The 18,319-nt window shown below is 66.3% G+C and carries 18 protein-coding genes; 9 read left to right on the plus strand and 9 right to left on the minus strand.

All coding sequences use genetic code 11. The features are described from left to right. Positions 1-42: 42 nt before the first annotated feature. Together IDT60_RS04860 and IDT60_RS04865 are read left to right on the plus strand one after the other, a co-directional pair. Positions 43-729, plus strand: coding sequence for an aspartate/glutamate racemase family protein (locus IDT60_RS04860; protein WP_191081093.1), 687 nt, complete (start codon positions 43-45; stop codon positions 727-729). Positions 730-747: 18 nt separating this feature from the next. Beyond that, positions 748-1,257 carry a DUF2087 domain-containing protein gene (locus tag IDT60_RS04865; RefSeq protein WP_223883886.1) on the plus strand — a complete coding sequence of 170 codons (510 nt, stop codon included), beginning with the start codon at positions 748-750 and terminating at the stop codon, positions 1,255-1,257. Here the strand turns inward: IDT60_RS04865 and IDT60_RS04870 are convergent. Continuing rightward, the gene (locus IDT60_RS04870; RefSeq protein ID WP_223883887.1) at positions 1,254-1,667 is read right to left on the minus strand and encodes an HNH endonuclease; all 414 of its coding nucleotides are present in this window, start codon (positions 1,665-1,667) and stop codon (positions 1,254-1,256) included. The two genes, IDT60_RS04865 and IDT60_RS04870, sit on opposite strands and share 4 nt — an antisense overlap. Positions 1,668-1,855: 188 nt before the next feature. Further along, on the minus strand, positions 1,856-2,521 hold the full coding sequence (locus tag IDT60_RS04875) for a hypothetical protein (RefSeq protein WP_223883952.1): 666 nt from the start codon (positions 2,519-2,521) through the stop codon (positions 1,856-1,858). Positions 2,522-3,052: 531 nt separating this feature from the next. On the opposite strand from IDT60_RS04875, the gene IDT60_RS04880 reads away from it, so the two are divergent. Next, complete coding sequence (locus IDT60_RS04880) at positions 3,053-3,523, plus strand: DUF2231 domain-containing protein (RefSeq protein ID WP_223883888.1); 471 nt, start codon at positions 3,053-3,055, stop codon at positions 3,521-3,523. 30 nt (positions 3,524-3,553) lie between these two features. Here the strand turns inward: IDT60_RS04880 and IDT60_RS04885 are convergent, their stop codons facing one another. Further along, positions 3,554-4,882 carry a DUF4241 domain-containing protein gene (locus IDT60_RS04885; RefSeq protein ID WP_191081097.1) on the minus strand — a complete coding sequence of 443 codons (1,329 nt, stop codon included), beginning with the start codon at positions 4,880-4,882 and terminating at the stop codon, positions 3,554-3,556. A 61-nt stretch (positions 4,883-4,943) separates the two neighbouring features. Beyond that, on the minus strand, positions 4,944-6,203 hold the full coding sequence (locus IDT60_RS04890; protein WP_191081098.1) for a S8 family serine peptidase: 1,260 nt from the start codon (positions 6,201-6,203) through the stop codon (positions 4,944-4,946). A 357-nt stretch (positions 6,204-6,560) separates the two neighbouring features. Between IDT60_RS04890 and IDT60_RS04895 the strand changes: the two genes are divergently transcribed. The 4 genes from IDT60_RS04895 (at position 6,561) to IDT60_RS04910 (ending at position 10,466) form a co-directional block, all read left to right on the plus strand. Beyond that, positions 6,561-7,340 carry an IclR family transcriptional regulator gene (locus IDT60_RS04895; RefSeq protein WP_191081099.1) on the plus strand — a complete coding sequence of 260 codons (780 nt, stop codon included), beginning with the start codon at positions 6,561-6,563 and terminating at the stop codon, positions 7,338-7,340. A gap of 233 nt (positions 7,341-7,573) precedes the next feature. After that, positions 7,574-8,839, plus strand: a complete 1,266-nt coding sequence (locus IDT60_RS04900) for a cytochrome P450 (RefSeq protein ID WP_223883889.1) — start codon at positions 7,574-7,576, stop codon at positions 8,837-8,839. Continuing rightward, the gene (locus tag IDT60_RS04905) at positions 8,832-10,109 is read left to right on the plus strand and encodes an NAD(P)/FAD-dependent oxidoreductase (RefSeq protein ID WP_191081101.1); all 1,278 of its coding nucleotides are present in this window, start codon (positions 8,832-8,834) and stop codon (positions 10,107-10,109) included. The genes IDT60_RS04900 and IDT60_RS04905 overlap by 8 nt, the downstream gene beginning before the upstream one ends. A 33-nt stretch (positions 10,110-10,142) precedes the next feature. Next, entirely contained in the window at positions 10,143-10,466 is a 324-nt protein-coding gene (locus IDT60_RS04910; protein WP_191081102.1) for a 2Fe-2S iron-sulfur cluster-binding protein, read from the plus strand. 68 nt (positions 10,467-10,534) lie between these two features. On the opposite strand, the gene IDT60_RS04915 is transcribed toward IDT60_RS04910, so the two are convergent. The 5 genes from IDT60_RS04915 to IDT60_RS04935 all read right to left on the minus strand — a co-directional run bounded on the left by IDT60_RS04915 (position 10,535) and on the right by IDT60_RS04935 (position 15,689). Continuing rightward, a complete protein-coding gene (locus IDT60_RS04915) occupies positions 10,535-11,923 on the minus strand; it encodes an MFS transporter (RefSeq protein ID WP_191081103.1) in 1,389 nt (462 codons plus the stop codon). Between the two features lie 11 nt (positions 11,924-11,934). Continuing rightward, positions 11,935-12,264 carry a Dabb family protein gene (locus tag IDT60_RS04920; RefSeq protein ID WP_191081831.1) on the minus strand — a complete coding sequence of 110 codons (330 nt, stop codon included), beginning with the start codon at positions 12,262-12,264 and terminating at the stop codon, positions 11,935-11,937. Between the two features lies 1 nt (position 12,265). Continuing rightward, the gene (locus IDT60_RS04925; RefSeq protein WP_191081104.1) at positions 12,266-13,960 is read right to left on the minus strand and encodes an FAD-dependent oxidoreductase; all 1,695 of its coding nucleotides are present in this window, start codon (positions 13,958-13,960) and stop codon (positions 12,266-12,268) included. A gap of 75 nt (positions 13,961-14,035) precedes the next feature. Beyond that, positions 14,036-14,797: an SDR family NAD(P)-dependent oxidoreductase gene (locus tag IDT60_RS04930; RefSeq protein ID WP_191081105.1), complete on the minus strand. Its 762-nt coding sequence runs from the start codon at positions 14,795-14,797 to the stop codon at positions 14,036-14,038. Between the two features lie 106 nt (positions 14,798-14,903). Beyond that, positions 14,904-15,689, minus strand: a complete 786-nt coding sequence (locus tag IDT60_RS04935) for an IclR family transcriptional regulator (protein ID WP_191081106.1) — start codon at positions 15,687-15,689, stop codon at positions 14,904-14,906. Positions 15,690-15,818: 129 nt separating this feature from the next. Here IDT60_RS04935 and IDT60_RS04940 point away from each other — a divergent pair, with 129 nt between their 5' ends. Both IDT60_RS04940 and IDT60_RS04945 read left to right on the plus strand, forming a co-directional pair. Continuing rightward, positions 15,819-17,543 carry an FAD-dependent oxidoreductase gene (locus tag IDT60_RS04940; protein WP_191081107.1) on the plus strand — a complete coding sequence of 575 codons (1,725 nt, stop codon included), beginning with the start codon at positions 15,819-15,821 and terminating at the stop codon, positions 17,541-17,543. Then, positions 17,536-18,297, plus strand: coding sequence for an SDR family NAD(P)-dependent oxidoreductase (locus IDT60_RS04945; RefSeq protein ID WP_191081108.1), 762 nt, complete (start codon positions 17,536-17,538; stop codon positions 18,295-18,297). Before IDT60_RS04940 ends, IDT60_RS04945 begins: the two co-directional genes overlap by 8 nt. Positions 18,298-18,319: the final 22 nt, after the last annotated feature.

Below are 18,319 nucleotides of genomic sequence, written 5' to 3' on the forward strand. Positions count from 1 at the left end.
AGTCGGCGCCCTGCGGACCCTGTTCTGTTACAGTCAGGCCCCATGAGCGAACCCCGCCCCGACGGCCCCGGAACTGTCGGCTTCCTCCACACGGCGCAGGTCCACGTAGAGACGTTCGAGGCGCTGTCCCGGGAGCTCATTCCCGCCGCCCGTACGGTCCACCGGGTGGATCCCGAAGCACTGGAGCTTGCCAGGCACGACGGCGCACGGGAGCGCGTGCGCGCCGTCGTCGCCGGGCACCTTTCGGAACTCCGCGAGGCAGGGTGCGAGGTGGTCCTGTGCACCTGCTCAACGCTGGGCGGGATCGCGGAAGGGCTGTCCGAAGACGGTCTCGACGTGATCCGGATCGACCGGCCGATGCTGCGCCGCGCCGTCACCCTCGGCCCGCGTATTGGCGTTCTCGCGGCGCTGACAAGCACCGTGGAGCCGACTACACAGGTTCTTGCCGAGGAGGCTGCGGGAGCCGACGTCACCGTGGAGGTCAGCGTCGTCGACGGCGCGTGGGATGCCTTCCTCAGGGGAGATGCGGAGGACTACCGCTCCCGCGTCACGAAGGCGGCGCGCATGCTCTCAAGCCGCTGCGACGTCGTCGTCCTCGCCCAGGCGAGCATGGAACCTGCGGCCGCACTACTGACCGGGCTCAGAACCCCTGTCCTGACCAGCCCCCGTTCCGCCGTCGAAGCGGTTGCCGCAGTTATCCCGTCCCGCCGCCGGGGCGGCTCCGAATAACAGTTGGAGGTGGAGGCAATGAACGGACCCGCCGGTCACAGCGGACCGCACTGGCGCCGGGTGATGGCGGCGCTCGCCAACCGGGATGCGCGGACCGCGTACGCGCAGATCGTGCTGAGTGAGGACGTCCTTGCCGACGCGAAGGAGCAACGCCGGGACCGGGCACTCGCCGTACTGCTGGACGCGGGGCTGGTGGAGCGGACGGGAGGCAACACGTTTCAAGCCTCCGAGACGATCTTCCACAACCTCCTGTCCCAGCAGCCAAAGCGCCAGCCGAAGACCGGGGTGCACCGCTTCCTGCGCCTTGGCCGGATTGACAGGTACCCGGCCAGCGCGACGGACCGGCGCGAACTCCTGGCGTGGATCGTGGGCGAAGCCATCCAGCCGGGGGAGGACCTCACCGAGAGGCAGGTCAACGAGCGGCTGCTGAGCTACACGGACGACGTGGTGCTGCTGCGCCGCTACCTTGTGGACTTTGGGCTGCTGGAGAGGACGGCGTCGGGGTCCTCGTATTCCCGGCCCATTTAGCGCAGCGGCTGCCGTTCGCCGACGCCGACCAAACCGTCGGGCGCGACGTACTCCCGCCGTCGTCGTTCTATCCGCTCCTGCTGGCCTGGCGAAGGAATCCTGGCGCCCTTGGCCCGGTTGCACCTGGCGCAGGCGGCGACGAAGTTCTGCAGGCTGGTGGAGCCGCCCTTGGACCACGGGTAGAAGTGGTCTCCGTGTTCAGCGGGCCTTGCACAACGGCGCCGGAACCCTGCCTCCATTTCACACAGGCCGGCGGCCCGGGCCATGCCTTCGCGGCGCTGCTGGCGGGTGAAGCGCCTTACCGGATCGCGGCGCCGGACGTCCCGGCCAACTACAACTGCCGCCAGAATGCCCAGGACGAGCAGGCAGAGTCCAGGGACTACCGCCGCGGCCAGGACGTCGTCGAACATTCCGCGCAAAACCTCGGCAGGGGAGGAGGTATTCGGTCCAGCCGCCGTGCGTCCTGGATCTGGCATGAGGGACAGGAGCACCGAAAATCCCAACCACAGAATCGTGGCCGAATAGGCGAGGCGCAAGGCATGGCGGCTCCAATAGATACGTTTTAGTTCCACCATTGAGGTGTCCGCAACGTCGCTGGTTACCCTTCGCACCCCACACCGTCCCCGTCGCGGTCCAGACCATAGATGTCAGAGCCGACGACTCTGACAGGTCCGCTCACGTACGCAGGACCGTTGCCGCTTCCTCCGGCGCAATCGACGTCGGATGCAATGGGCACGCACGCTCCCGAGTAGTTCGTGTCGCATCCGGCGGGCGCTGCCGGGGCGGCAGGCCGGTCAGGCGCCTGGGCTTGGGCGGCCGCGGCGGCGGCCGCTGCTGCAGCGGCGGCTTGTTGCTGGCGGGCCGCTTCTGCGGCAACAGCTTCCTGACGGGCCGCCTCCGCAGCGGCCTGCTCTGCGGCTGCCTTTGCAGCAGCATCTTGTGCTGCCTTGTCCGCGGCAGCCTTTTCTGCTGCGGCTTTCTCGGCTGCCGCCTTCTCGGCCGCGGCTTTCGCCGCCGCTGCTGCCCGCGCCTCCGTTATCCGTTTCGATTCGGACTGCTCCAGCCACGTCAGTCTTCCGGCATCGGTTTTGGTGCAGATGAAGACCTTCGGCGCGTACTTTTCAGTCGCGTTCTCGGTGAGACAGGCGGATGAAGCCGGTGCGGTCGGAGTGGGTGTCGGCGTTGCTGTGGCCGACGCGGACCCGCTGGAAAGGGAAGCGCCGATAGAGGCCGCCGATTGACCTCCGCAGGCTGTTGCTGACATAAGCACGACGACCGCCAAAGCCCCACCAGCCACCCAGCTTCGGGAACTCCGTGGCCGCGGCGAAGTCCGAACCCCATGGCCGACCTCAATGTCGCCCGGCTTTCGCGCTTCATTGCGTCGAAAAAGTGTATTCATTTATTGCCCCCAAATGAGTGATGATGCGAAATTGCTCGCTGCGCTTAACCCCGTACCCTGAAGCAAAAGGCAAGCGATGAGGCGATTCTGACCGTCCTGCGTCAAGGCCGCCGCAAGTTCTTCCCAGCATTGGCGCAAGAAGACCGACCGTTTCGGAGCGTGCGACCCCCTCGACACCTTGGAATTGCGGTGCAATACCGAAGCGCCAAGAGTATTTTGAGCTGCATGCACTCCACACCCAGCGCACCAGGTGCTTCCACGAATGAACAGCCGACCCACGCCTCCGTGAATGCCACTACCGGCAGCGGCGGGCGTTATCCGCGGCTCCTTGGCTGGCTTGAGAGGGCTAGACCCTTAGGCGCTTTGGCCAAGAAGGTTGACCCCTACGCTTCCCGCTTGACGGCCCGCCCGGGAATGCGCAGCTTCTTCCGCGGAGACGCCACCGGCATTCCCCTCCATAGCATCCTGACCGACGGCCCTTTCGGCGCCTGGTGGTCGGCGATCTTCCTCGACTTCTCCAACGACGACGGTTCCAGGCAAGCCGCGAAGCGGCTGGTGGGCCTGGGCGTCATAGCGGCGGTCCCCACAGCTGTGTCCGGCTGGGCGTCGTGGTCGATGAAGGACCGGGCCACCAAGAGCGTGGGCATCGCTCACGCCGCCGTCAATGCCGCGGCCACCCTTGTGTACCTTGCCTCCTGGGCAGCACGTGAACGCGGCCACCACGAGCTTGGTATTGGCCTGGCCAGGGCAGGAGCAGTGCTGCTGCTGGCCAGTGGGTTCCTGGGCGGCCATCTGCGCAGCGGACGGCCACGCCGGGTGCCCAAGCTGCCCAGGAACGAAAGCCCGACGAGCACCGGCACGCCCTGATCCCTGTGCGGACAGGCCGCTGGGCAGTAGTCAGAGGTGCCGGTACCCCAGGTACTCGGTGACCTCGACGACGGATCCGGGCGGAGGAGGCGCGTCCGGTTTCCAGGTCTTGCTGGTGATGCCTCCCGTCATGAAGGTGCCGAGCTGGCCGCCGTCCATCAGAAGCGCACCGTCCGGCGCCAGCACCCGGAGGCCGGTGATGTCCTCACCCCTGCTGCTAAAGACGAACTGCCCGCCGTCCGCGGTGATCTGCAGTTCGTGGCCGGCTAATTCCGGAGTGCTGACGGGGCCGGGCTGGAACGGCACGCGGCTGGTGCGAAGGATGTTCTCTGCGAGCACCCGGAAATCGACAACAAGCGAGGTGAGACTGCCCTCGGCGGCCACGCCCCAGTAGCACGGGTAGTGTCCGTCGCCGTAGCCGCTCGAAACCATGACCGCGTCCACGGCCCCGCCGTCGAGGGCGAACGCGGTGCCCGGAACTTCCATGAGCAGCCCAATGCGTTCTTGAAATAGCTGCTCGACGCGCTGGGCCTGGCAGTTCACCAGCGCCCCGGCGTCCAAGAGCGCGACGTTTCCGGCATCGACCCCCACACCGTTCGTGCCGTTGGTGAACTCGGCGGGGTGCCAGCTGGCGGCTGGGGCCTCGGAAAGCCTCAGCCGGACAGCCACCGTCATGTCGGCCGCCGTCGCGACTTCCACGGAGTACGTCCCAGGAATGATCCGCCGCGCCAACGGGACGAAGTGTGCGTCGACAAAGCCCAGATCCAGGACTGTGAGCACCCCGGAGGCGGAGGTCAGCTCGCCGACGTGAAGGACGTCGAGCGGCACCGGCTCGCCGAACGGTGCCACCACGCGGCCGGCCGTAAACAACCCCGGGATGTTGAGCTCCAGATGGGCTGGCAGCTGGGGCAGGACGGCGTCAGGAGTTGCACCGAGCAGGAGTGCCTCGGCCGCGGCCGGATCGATCAGCGGCTTGCCGGGCGGGTCGAGAAAGGCCGAGAGCCGGGAGATCCGCCAGCCGTCCTCGCCGCGCAACAGCTGATACTCGTAGTAGTGGGTGGTGCTCCCCGCTGCTTCCATGACCGAGCGGACCGTCGCCGTATCCTCGTGGAGCTCGACGTCCGTGATTTGTTCGGCGTCCGGGTGGTGCGCCGGACTGGATGACAGGGCACCTTCCTGGCCGGTGCGCATACCCGGCGTGCCGTGGGTGGCGACCAGGCCGGCCAACTCGGCAGCCCAGGCTTCGAACACCGCAGGGTCGAAACTGAACATGCCCGGCGACGTGCCTGACCGCTGCCACCCTGTGTGGAAATCGGCCACGAAGGCCTCGATTCTGCCGCGGACCTCTTCCTGAGTCATGCGACACACCCTACCGCCCCACGGTGACCTTCTCCCGGAACGGCTGTGGCCAGGTGGCCGACTACCGGACGGCGTTGTAGGCGTTCACGCGCCCATATTTCCAGTAGGTTCCGGTGCCCGCGATGTTGTCGGCGGTATTTTCGACGTAACCGCGGACATCTGACTGGTCAGCCTCGGGATGTGCGCGCCAGGCAAGGGCGGCCGTGGCGGCGACGATCGCCGAGGACATGGAGGTGCCGTTGCCGACGTCGTAGCCCTGGGAGCGGCCGTTTTGGGTGCCGAGGTAGAAGGGGTGGTTCGGGAAGGTGGAGTAGACATTGGAGCCGGGCGCTGCGAGATCCACCCAGCTGGCCCCGTAGGTCGAGAACGGCGCCTTGGCATCGGTATTGTCGGTTGCGGCGACGGCGATGACGTTCGGGTAGGCGCCGGGGTAGATCTTGGTCTGGTTGCCGCCGTTGCCTGCTGCCGCAACCAGCACCACCCCCTTGCTCCAGGCGTTGTTGACGGCCGTTTCGAGAGTCCGTGAGGCGCGGACCCCGAGGCTCATGTTGATGACCTTCGCGCCGTTGGCGACGGACCAGTTGATGGCGTCCACAAGGCCCGAGCTGGACGCAATCCCGCTGTCGTTGAGCACTTTGCCGTCCAGGATCTTGCACCCCGGGCACACGCCGGCGACGCCCGTAGCGTTGTTGTAGGTGGCGGCAACAGCGCCGGCTATGTAGGTGCCGTGGCCGTAGTTATCCTGCCCGGTTGCCGCGCCGCTGAAGTTGGCGCGGGCAACCACCTTCGGTGCGATGTCGGGGTTGTCGGTGGCGACGCCGGAATCGAGTACGGCAACTCTGATCTCGTTGCCTGTGGTGACGGTCCACGCTTCGACGGCGTCCACGTCGGCATCCGCCTTGCCCGCGGCCACCGCGATGGTGCCGGCGGTGTTGGTGAAGGATTGGCCGGTGTTTTCCAGTGCGTACTGGCGCGGGAAAAACGTGTCGTTCGTCGAGGCCGTGACCAGTTCGTCAGGCTCCGCGTACTCAACGGCCGGGTTCCGGCTCAGGGCGTCGACGAGCTGCAGCTCCTTGCCGGCCGGCACTTTGACGAGGCGGGCGCCGGTGCTGCCGATGCCGGTGCCTTCGCTGAGGCCATGCTGGCGCAGCACGCCGGCTGAAGCGCCTGCGTCGCGGAATTTCACAATGATCTGGCCGGCCGTGTGCGATGACTGACTCGCTGCGCTGCCTGTACTTGCCGAGCTGCCGGGCGCTGCAAAGACAACCACCCCACATGCCATCATCGCCGCCGCAAATCCGGCCATAAGCTTTTTCATCATAAAACCCCGTTGTTTCAAAATGGTGATGCCCATTGCTGCGTGGCTGGCTTCAACCGGCACGCAGCGCGTACACGGAACCCCATGTTCCGCCGGTTACGGGCCGCGGTCAACGCTCCCCGCGGACATCACCGAACATGACGGACGACGGCGGGTGGCCAGTTGAATCGCCGACCTCCCCGCCGCCGTCGTTCGCTCAGCGAGGAGTGGTGCCGCCGTCGAGAATAACGACGGCGGCACGCAAGCTGGGAGCGCTGTGATTGTGAGGCGCGGGTTCTGCCGATAGTCTGGAATGCCCCGTGACCGGGAGCATTCCATGCGGTCAACGGGCTCCGGTCTCTCCGTGGAAAGGGCAACGGCATGGCCAATTCCCGCAGCGGAGATTCGGTTCTGGGCCGGGTGGTTCGCGTCCTTGAGGCCTTCGACCGCGACCGGCAGACCATGACCATGTCCAGCCTCGCCATGCGGGCCGGCCTGCCCCGGTCCACTGCGCACCGACTGGTGGAGGAGCTCATCAGCTACGGCCTGATCCGCCGCTTGGACTCCGGTGACCTGCAGATCGGGTTACGCATGTGGGAAATCGCCACCCGTTCCCAAGCTGCGATGGATGTCCGCGAAGCCGCGCTGCCGTTTATGGACGACGTTCTCTCGGTGGTCCGGCAGCACACCACGCTGGCTGTGTTGGACAACAGGTCCGCCCTCTACGTCGAGCGCATGTCAGCGCCGGATTCCGTGCTGGACGCTGCGCGGATCACGGACCGCCTGCCGCTGAATGCCTGCTCGCCCGGCCTGGTACTGCTGGCCCACTCCCCGGCCGCCTTCCAGGAGAGCTTCCTGTCCGGACGGCTGACAAAGCTTACCGACGAAACCCCAACCGATCCCGGACTCATCCGGCGGCATCTCGCCGAGGTCAGGCAGCGGGGATTCGTTGCCCTGCCGGGAATCGGGGTGTCCGAATGGCTGGGCATCGCCGTTCCGGTCTTCGGGCCCGAACGCTCCGTGGTGGCGGCGCTCAGCGCCATTGTGCCCCGGGACGACGGCGACGTGCAGGTCATCGTGCCGGCCCTCCTGACGGCGGCCCGCGGAATTTCCCGGACCCTCAGCCCCGTGCGGCAACCCTCCGCCGACAGCGACGGCTGAGGCCGAACGCAAAAACCGGCTGGCAATTCGTCCGTTGAATGGACGCGTTCGCCGTTCCGGGCGTGGCGCCCCTCACAGTGGAAGGGAGGCATGGGCCGGCGAAACAGCCGGAGATGTTGTCTTATGTGCGGTGCCCTGAAGGACACCCGCCCGGCCCGCCTCACCTGTTTCCCGGCTCTCGATCACCCTGCCCGGCCAGCGGTGACGAAGTCCCACATGATGAGAGGACCACGATGCTCGCAGCAACGACGCTCGACACGCCACTTCCCCGAAGTGAGGAGGGCAGCCTTCCCTACTCCCATGAACTGCACTGGCCGGATGGCCTGGAGCCGTTCAAGGTTGTTGACGATGGTTCCCAGGAGAATCCCTACGCGCATTACACCTGGATGCGGGAGAACACACCCGTACTCCGGTGCTGGTCACCGGTCTCGGATGTCTACTTCATCTCGCGCTACGACGACGTCCGTAAGGCCTTCCGGGCACCGAAAATCTTCTCCTCGGAAGTGGTCTCCCCGCCGCCGATGACTTTCCTGACCTTGTTCGATGCACCGAACCACACCCGTCTGCGCAAGGTTGTTGCCACTGCCTTCACCCCCAAGGCCATCAAACTGTTCGAGGACCGGGTCCGGGAAACGGCACACAAGCTCCTGGACGGGCTCCTCGCCAAGGGCGGAGGGGAGGTGGTGGAGGACTACGCCATCCAGCTCAGCATGGCCACCATCTCCGCCCTGCTGGATGTCCCGGCGCAGGACTACGAGAAGATGAAGTTCTGGTCCGACGAGACGTTCTCCTATTTCGGACGCCTCGCCCGGAACGCGCCGGGCACGGGCACCGACAAGGACAGTGCCCACGATTTCTGGGCCTACCTCAAGGACACCCTGGAGCGCCTCTACGCCGAGGAGAGCCCCTCCATGGGCGGGCACATCGCCCGGATGTGGAAAGACGAAGGCATCCTCACCGAGCAGGAAGCCAAGGAGCTGTGCTCGTTCGTCTTCATTGCCGGACACGACACCACCACCATCCTGCTGGCGAACGCCTTCCGCATCTTTGCAGGGCAGCCCGGCCTCCTCGGCCGCATCCGCGAGACTCCGGCCGACGCGGCAAAGTTCGCCGATGAACTGGCCCGCCACAGCGGCGCCGTCCACCGCGCCAGCCGCATCACCACCGAAGCCGTGGAAGTGGCCGGAGTGACCATCCCCGCCGGCAGCATCGTGCGCCTGCTCAACGCCTCCGCCAGCCGGGACCTCTTCGACGACGGCGACACCTTCGACATGGACCACGACAACAGCAAATCCCTGGGCTTCGGCCACGGCGTGCACAGCTGCCTGGGCCAGCCCCTGGCCCACCTGGAAACCACAGTCACCGCCGAAGTGCTGGCCCAGCGGCTGGCCTCGGTCACGCTGGACCCGGCACACCCGATTGAGTGGGTCCGCGGCAACAACCTCACCAACGCCGGCCCGCACCGCATGCACGTCTTCCTGGAGGAGCACAATGACTGAGCAATCAACAGATCCGATCGTTATTGTCGGCTCCGGCCACGCCGGGGTGGCCGTGGCAGCAGGTCTGCGGACCGGCGGCTGGGACGGACGCATCGTCCTCATCGACTCCCAGCACGGAATGCCCTACGAGCGGCCTCCGCTGTCCAAGGAACTGCTCACCCCCGGTGCCGGGGAAAAGACAGCCCTCCTGCGCAAGGAGGACTACTACCAGGCCAGGGGGATCGAGCGCATCACGGGCCACCCGGTCGAATCGATCGACCCGGAGACCCGCGAAGTGGTCCTGGCAGACGGCAGCCGGCTCCCGTACCACCGGCTGGTGCTCGCCACCGGCTCACGCGCCCGCGAGCTTCCCGTGCCCGGTGCGGACCTTGACGGGGTGCTCGCCCTCCGGACCTACCAGGACGGGCTGGCCATCCAGCGCGCGCTGGTTCCCGGCGCGAAGGTGGTGGTCATCGGTGCCGGATTCATCGGCATGGAGGTGGCCGCGGCCGCCGTCAAAAACGGCTGCTCCGTCACGGTGCTTGAGTTCCAGGACCGCGTGATGAAGCGGGTGACCTCCGCACCCGTGTCCGCCTTCTTCGAGGGGCTCCACCGGGCCCGGGGCGTCCACCTGGAATTCGGGGCGGCCGTGACCGAACTGCAGGGGGATGGCCGCGTGGAACGCGTCCTGACCTCCGACGGTCGGCACTTCGAGGCTGACGTGGTGGTGGCCGGCATTGGTGTATTGCCCAACCAGGAGCTCGCCGAAGCCGCCGGCGTTGCCTGCCAGGACGGCGTCCTGGTGGACGAATTTTGCCGGACAAACGTCCCTGGCATCTACGCCGCCGGAGACGTCACCCGCTTCACCAGCCCGTTCAGCGGCGCCAGCCAGCGGCTGGAATCCATCCAGAACGCGAACGCCCAGGCCGAGGCCCTGGTCAGCGACATCCTCGGCAGCCAGCCCAGGACCCCGGAGGTCCCGTGGTTCTGGACCGTCCAGCACGGTGTCCGCCTGCAGACTGCCGGCGTAATGCACCCGGATGATGAAGTCATTGTGCGCGGGGAGCCGGCCACCGGGAAATTCTCCGTGGTGTACCTGCGCGAGGGCCGGCTGGCCTCCGTGGACACCGTGGGTGGACTGACCGATTTCCGCCCGGCCAAGAAACTGATCCCTGCCGGCCTGCTGCTCGACCCCAGTTTGGTTGAGGACCCGGCCGTGAAGCTTGAAGACGCCGTGACCGGCGAAGATCCCCGTTCGGCCATCCTCGAGACCGCAGCAGCACTGGTCTGACAAACCGCACAACTTCCAAGAAAAGAGCACCAGATGAGCACCAACACCCTGACCGTAGTGGACCGCGAAGGCCAGCAGCATGCCGTGGCGTGGGAGCCGGAGCAAAGCCTGATGGAGGCCCTGCGGGACAACGACCTCCCTGTCCTGGCGTCCTGCGGCGGAACAGCCTCCTGCGCCACCTGCCATGTCTTCCTGGACGGCGACATCGTCACAAGCCTCGGCGAACGGAGCGAGGACGAGGCCGAGCTGCTGGTGGACGCCGAAGGCTTCAGCGAGGACTGCTCGCGGCTGTCCTGCCAGGTCACGTTTGAAGACCGGCTGAACGGTATGACCGTCACCCTCGCGCCCGAAGAGTAAGCCGGAGCAATGACAGTGCCCCCGTCGCCGATCAGGCGACGGGGGCACTGCCATTTGCTGTGTGGTGCCTACCGGACAGGGTTGTTCACTTCGCGCTCCACCGTTGCGGCGGCATGCTGTTCACGACGCAGCGCAGTGCCCTCGAGATAGGGTGCGCCCAGCTTCTCGATGGGCGTCCTGTACGTCTCGCGGGAGTAAAAAACACAGACGCCGGCAATGAGCATGCAGACAGTCGCAAAGACGGCCACGGGGAGCCAGCCCGTTACTCCCGGCGTCAGGAGCATGCTGGCGATCATCGGCGCGAATCCGGCGAGCACCAGGCCCAGCTGGTTGCCCAGTGCCATGCCCGTGTAGCGCACGGGAGTGGCGAACTGCTCGGCCACGAACGCTGGCCAGACACCGTTGTAGGCCGAGTACAGCACTGTCATATTCAGGAATGCCGCCAGGAAGACCAGCACGATGTTGCCCGAGGACAATGCCAGAAAATACACAAAAATCGTGGCGGAACAGCCAATCGCGGCTGCCAGCAACAAGGGCCGGCGACCGATCCGGTCCGCAAGCGTCGCGGTGAACGGCATCACGAGCATCGACAAGCCGATGGCCACGGCGTTGACAGTCAGGATGGAGGAGCGGTCGAACCCCGCAGTGGAGGTGGCGTAGGCCAGCCCAAAGACAGTAAAAACTGTCTGCATAACCACCATGATGGACATACCCGCCACGCGCGCCACGTCAGGAGCCTGAAACTTGAGGACCTCCTTGACGGGCATGGGCGTGACCTGTTCCTTCTCCTGTGCCGCCTCGAAGACAGGGGTCTCATCCAGGTGCGTCCGCACCCAATAAGCCACCGCGAGGACAACGATGGACAGCCAGAACGGGACGCGCCAGCCCCAGCTCATCATGGCCTCCTGGGGGAGGGCAGTCACCGGAATGAACACCAGGGTGGCCAGGACCATGCCCGAGGCGTAGCCCATCATGACGAAGCTGGTGAAGAAGGCACGTTTTCCGTCGGGGGAGTGCTCCAGGGTGAGTGTGGACGCGCCCGCCGATTCAGCACCGGCGGAGAATCCCTGGGCCAGGCGCCCGGCCACCAGGAGAATCGGGGCCCAGACACCCACCTGCTCATACGTAGGCAGGCACCCAATACCGAGTGAGGCCAGGCCCATGATGCCCAGCGTGAGCAGCAGGATCTTCTTGCGGCCCAGCTTGTCGCCGAAGTGGCCCATGACCAGCCCGCCGACCGGTCGCGCCACGTACGCGACGCCGAACGTGGCCAGTGCGCCGATCAGGCCGACGGCGGGGTCGTCCGATGGGAAGAACAGGTGCGGGAAGACCAAGGCCGCCGCGGTGCCGTAGATGAAGAAGTCGTAGTACTCCAGCGTGCTCCCCAAGAAAGACGCCAGGGCCGCCTTCCGCGGGGTCTTCGGCGGTGCGGTGCGGGTGTCAGGTGATGTTTCCATGGTGAATCTCCTTAAGACGGCGGTGTCTTGGCGGAAGCCGGCCGGGGATCCTCAAGGTGGAAGTCCACCGAGAGGATGTGCTGGCTGTTGGGGAACGAGTACGCCTTCAGCGGCTCGTGGAGAGGATGCGTGTTGTACACGGCGATGTCCTCGACCGTTTCGAAGTCCGCCACGATGGCGTAATCGAAGGAACGCTCGGCGCTGAGCACATCCGGTCCGTGCGTCAGATTTAGCATGCCCGGAATATTGCCTCGCATCCTGTTGAGCCCGGCGATCCAGGTCTGCTTGTCGGCTGGGGGAAAGTCCGGCTTGAATTTGAAAAGGACGGTGTGGCGGATCATCTCAGGCACCGGCCTCCACAAGCTCGGCCACCGGTGACGGTGCGGCGTGCTCCAACGAGCTCGGGACATAAGCGGGATCCTGGCCAGCGATGGTCCGTCCGGCGAGGTAGCCCATGGTCATGATGGGGCCCAGCGTGGCGCCGGCGCCGGGGTAGCCCGCGGCGTAGGCGTTTTCGGTGGTGTTGCCGGCTGCGTAGAGTCCTTCGATGGGGCGGTTGTCGACGTCGAGCACGCGGGCCAGCCCGTCGGTTGCCACGCCGCCGTTGGTGCCGAAGGCGCCGTTGACCACTTCCATGGCGTAGAAGGGCCCGGTCTGCATTGGACCCAGGGACGGGTTCGGGTAGGCGTTCTCCGCGTCACCCCAGTATTTGTCGTAGGCGCTCTCACCGCGGCCGAAGTCCGGATCCTCGCCCTTGGCGGCGAAGCCGTTGAACCGGGCCACGGTCTCCACAAGATTCCGGGCAGGAACGTTGATCTTTTCCGCCAGCTCCTCCAGTGTTGCGGCCTCGGCCAGGTAGGCCGGCGTGGGCTCGCCGGCGCGGTGGGCCAGGATGCCGTAACGCTCCATGTAGGCGTGGTCCACGATCACGTGGGCAGGGGTGTTGAGGGTCTGGTTCGCGGCGGAGTCCCAGGACTGCAGGCAACGGGCGAGGTCGTTGTAGTTCTGCGACTCGTTGGCGAAGCGACGGCCGTGGCGGTTCACCATGATGGACCCCGGGCCCTGGCGTTCGAAGCGCAGCAGGGTGCCGATCGGCTGCCCGTCGCGCGTATCGCCGGTGATGGACATCGGGGCCCACCAAGCCTCGCGCGTGCCGCGGGTCTGCCCGCCGATGCGCTGGGACATCCGCAGCCCGTCGCCGGTGTTGGAGGGCGGCGAGCACATGGTGTAAAGCCGTGAGGCCAGCATCGAATCGGCCAGTGCCTTGTCCCATTCGAAACCCCCGGTGGCCAGCACCACGCCGTCGTTCGCGCGGATGATCTCGCCGGTTTCGAGCTCGACGCCGGTCACCCGGCCGCCGTCGGTCACCAGCCGGTGCCCGCGGGCACCGGTGGCCAGCGCCGCACCGCTCCGGACCAGGCTGGCCAGCAGCATGGACACCAGGGCCTGGCCCTTCGCCACAAAACCGTCCTTCTGGCGCTGATCCAGCTCCGCCCAGGGGAACTTGGTGAAGGCGCCCCAGGTCTCGTACTCCTGCATGGTGAACGGCGCGCGGCCGTCGGTGCGGACATGGGCGGTGAGGGAGCCGAGGGCTTCCTTGCTGTTGAAGAGCTCAGGTTCCACGGTGCGGCCGCCGTCCAGTGCGCCGGGCAGGTCCTGGCGGTAATCCGGGAAGTTGTCCAGGAAAATGAACCGCACGCCGCACTCGTCTTCCACGAACTGCAGCATCTGGTCCCCGTGGTTCAACGCGGCGTCCAGCAGGTCCTCGCGGCCGCGGCCCCGGGCCACCGCGCGTACATATTCACCGGCCGCTGCCTTGGAGTCGGTGATGCCTGCCTCTCGGGCGTGGTGGTTGTCAGCCACCCAGAGCATGCCACCGGAAACAGCCGAGGTGCCGCCCAGCAGGTCGCTCTTTTCCAGGATAATGACAGATTTGCCCGCACGGGCTGCAGTAGCCCCTGCGGTGAGGGCGCCGGCGCCGGAACCCACGACGACGACGTCGTACGTTTCCGCTGCGGTTCCACTGACGAATTTCATGGTGATGCCTTTCGGGAGATGTTTGGTGCCGCCGCGCGCCATGGGACGGTGCGGCGGGAGGAGCGGGAGCGTGGCTCAGACCGCGGTGTAACCGCCGTCGATCACGAGCTCCGAACCCGTGGTGAAGCGGGATTCGTCCGAGGCCAGGTATAGGACGCCGTAGGCGATTTCCTCGGGTTCACCCTGCCGGGGAAGCGGGTTGGAGCCGAGCAGCTGCTTGTAGTACGCCTCCGGGCCAACCGTGGACTGTTCCGCGGAGCGGCGGCTCATCCGGGTGTTCATGGAGCCGGGGTGGATGGAGTTGACCCGGATGCCGTGGGCTCCGTAGGCGGCGGCATCGGACTTGCTCAGCAGCCGGACGGCGCCCTTGGTGGCGTGGTAGAGCGGGACAGAGCTGCCACCGGTGAGGCCATGGATCGAGGAGAAGTTGATGATGCTCCCGGCGCCCTTGGCAATCATGCCCGGGACCACGTGCTTGGTCATCAGCCAGACGCCCTTGACGTTGACGTTGAAGATGGTGTCGAAGTCCGTGCCGGAGGCGGTGTGGGACGGCCCGGCCGGTCCGATGATGCCGGCGGCGTTGACCAGGATGTCCGGCGCGCCGATGTCCGCGGTGACGCGCCGGATTGCCTCGGCAACGCTGTCCTCGCTGGTGACGTCAACGTCGTACTCGCGGACGTTGTGATGGTCGACGGCGGCCGGCGCCCCTGCCATGTCCAGGCTGGCAACCTGGGCGCCGTGTTCGGCGAGCAGCGCCGCCGTGGCGCTGCCGAGATCCCCCCGGCCGCCGGTGATGACCGCCGTCTTGCCGGCGACCCGGCCGTGCGTGATGTTCATGTTCCGCTCCTTGTCAATCCGCAGCCTCGTCGCTGCGCCTTAGCTACGGTGACAGGGATGCTGTGAGCGGAACCACAAGATTGCCGATGAACGGTAATCCCGGCCCTTATTGGCTTTGCCGGACGGTCCCCTTGAGTTCTCCGCGCCAGCCCAGGGCGCGCGACACCCCGCGGGCTCCGGCCATCAGCACGGGCACCCGGGCGGAAGTGTTCTCCTCGGTCCGCGGCACAATCACGCTCAGGGCTGCCACCGCCGTGTTGTCAGGCCCGAAGACCGGCACGGCAATGCCGGTGGTCTCGGGAACAATGACGCCGGGCATGGCGGCGAAGCCCCGCTGACGGATATCGGCCAGGTGGCGCCGCAGCAACGCGGGCTCCGTGAGCGTGGTGTCGGTGTACTTGGTCAGGGGCCTGGCGAGGATCTTGTCCTGGTAGGCGGCCGGGGAGTGGGCCAGCAGGATCAGCCCCGACGACGTGGCGTGCAGGGGGAGCCGGCCGGCGATTTTGGAAATGTCCACCACCGTGGAGTGGGTGCCGATGCGTTCGATGTAGAGGACCTCATCCGAATCCAGGATGCCCAGGGTGGTGGCGTACTGCACCACGGACTGGACGTCCTCCATAAACGGCAGCGCGGCCTCCCTCAGGCCCACCATCTTGGAGCCGCGGGACGCCAGTTCCCACATTTTGGTTCCGATGTGCACGGCGCCGCCCTGTTCGCGCTCCAGGAGGCGCTCGTGCAGCAGTTCGTTGACCAGCCTGTAGGTGGTGGTGACCGGGAGTCCAGTCCGGCGGCTCAGCTCGGCCACGGTCATGGTCTGGTGGCGGTCATCGAAGGCGCTCACCACCCTGACGAATCGGGCGATCATCGACTCGCCGGATGCGGAATTTGCCATCGAACCTCCTTGTGATTCCCGATCAATGGTAATGGCGGTCGTGGTGGTTCCTCATTCCCGTTCTACTGGGGGCTGGCATTCCCCCCGGCTGCCGCACCGATGCGCAGCCACTGAACGGAGCAAGAAACCATGAGTAAGATTGTTGTGTGTGATGTCCTGGTGATCGGGTCCGGTGTGGCCGGCATGGCTGCAGCGTTGAAGGCGGCATCGCAGGGGCTGAGCGTGATTGTTGCCGAGAAGGAGCAGTACTTCGGCGGCACCACCGCGATTTCGGCCGGCTGGGCCTGGGTCCCGGGCAACAAGCAGGGCGTGGCCCAGGGCGACACCCGCGAGGAAGCGGAAACCTACCTGAAGAACCTCGCGCCGGACACGTTCAATGAGGCCGGTGTCCGCAGCTTCCTGGACACCGTGCCCGAAGCCCTCGCATTCTTCGAGGACGAGACGGACGTGAAGTTCACGTACCCGGAAAAGTCCCCGGACTACAAGATGGACCTGCCCGGGGCCAAGCTCTCGGGCCGGGCCATCCTGCCCCAGGACGTTGATGCACGCGTCCTCGGTGACAAACGCATGCTGATGCAGCCCTACATGAGCTCCTACACGGTTTTCGGGTATATGCCGCAGGTGGGCCCGGACATCAACGAGTTCTTCCACGTCAACCAGTCGGTCAAGTCCTTCGTTTATGTGGCGAAGAAGCTGCTCCGGACCTGGGCGGACGCCGCCCGGTACAAGCGCCCCGTGCTCCGGTCCAACGGCAACGCGCTGATGACCCGCATGGTCAAGAGCGCCGATGATCTGGGAATCCGGCTCTGGAACTCCTCACCCGCGCTTTCGCTGACACGGGACGACGCCGGCACCGTCACGGGGGCAGTCATCGGGGGCCAGCATGCTGCCACCGTGACCGCAAAGCTGGGGGTCATCCTGGCCGCCGGCGGATTCTCCGGCAACAAGGAACTGCGCCGGCAGTACTTCCCGCACGATGCCGAGGGCGACGACCACTTCACGCCCACCGTGGGCCACGGCGGCGACGCCGCCACCCTGGCGCTCAGCGCCGGCGGACACATCGACAACTCGGTGTTCAGCGTGGGCTCCTGGGCTCCGGTAACGGTCTTCAAGTACCTCAACGGCAAGCAGCGCCTCTTCCCGCACCTCCGGGCCATCGGGCTGCCGGGGCTGATCGCCGTGGACCGCCACGGCAAACGCTTCGGCAACGAGGCCCTCAGCTACCACGACTTCGGCGGCGCCATGATCGGGCACAACCAGGACGAAGACAAGACGTTTGGCTATGTGATCGGTGACGCCAAGACCATGCACAAGTACGGCATCGGCTACGCCAAGCCCTGGCCCATGCCGCGCGGCTACTTCTACAAGACCGGCTACCTGGTCAAGGGGGCAACGCTGGAGGAACTGGCCGGCAAACTCGGCATTGACGCCGAAGGTTTGAAAGCCACCGTGGCTGAGTTCAATCCGGCCGCCGAACGCGGCGAGGACCCTGCATTCGGCCGGGGCTCCACCCTGTACAACAACTTCCGCGGCGACATGGACCACAAGCCCAACCCCAACCTGGCCATCGTGGGCAAGGGGCCGTACTACGCGGCAAAGATCCAGATGGGTGATCTTGGCACCTTCGCCGGCATTGGCGTCAACGGGTCCTCCGAGGTTGAAACCGCGGAGGGGACCGCCATTCCGGGGCTGATCGCCGTGGGTTCAGCAGCCGTCAGCGTGTTCGGCGGCGGCTACCCGGGCTACGGCTCCCACATCGGTCCCGCCCTTGTTTTCGGGTACCGGGCCGGCCGGGACGTTGCCAAACTTGCCGCCGGGCGCGGCCGGCGTTCCGAGCTGGCGGACCGTGCATAACGCAGGATCCGCGGTGGTCACGGGCGGTGGCTCCGGGATCGGGGAAGCCATCGCCCTCAAGCTGGGGGAAGCAGGATACGCGGTGACCATCGGTGACATCGGCGATGCGGCTGCCGAGGTTGCCGCGAAGATCATTGCCGGTGGCGGAGAGGCCCAGTTCGTCCATACGGATGTGACCGACGAAGACTCGGTGCGCGGCCTGATGGAGGCGGCGGCCACCGCCTATGGCGGCCTGGACGTCCTGGTGGCCAATGCCGGGATTCCGGAGGTGAAGGCTGCCGTTCACGAACTGGACCTGTCCAAGTGGCAGCGTGTCATTGACGTTAACCTCACGGGCGTGGCCCTCTGCAACAAATGGGCTGTGGCCACCATCCTCGAAAACCGGCGGCAGGGCGCAGAACCGCGATCGGCCTCGGTGATCAACATGGCTTCGATTTTGGCCCATGTGGGCCAGTCACACAGCAACGCCTACTCCGCCGCGAAGGCCGCCGTGGCCAACTTCACCCGCTCAGCAGCCTTGACTTACGCCACGGACGGTATCCGGTTCAATGCGGTCTCGCCTGGCTATGTGGACACGCCTTTGCTGGGCCGGCTGCCGGAGGAGACGCGCTCCCAGATGGTCTCGAGGCAGCCGATCGGCCGGTTGCTTCGGCCGGAGGAGATCGCCAATGTTGTCCTGTTCCTCGCGGGGGATGGATCGTCGGCCATGACGGGATCCATCGTCACCGTGGACGGCGGATACACCGCTGCCTAACGGCGCTCGCTGACAAACCGCG

The organism is Pseudarthrobacter sp. BIM B-2242 (genome assembly GCF_014764445.1).
Classification (GTDB): Bacteria; Actinomycetota; Actinomycetes; order Actinomycetales; family Micrococcaceae; genus Arthrobacter; species Arthrobacter luteus_A.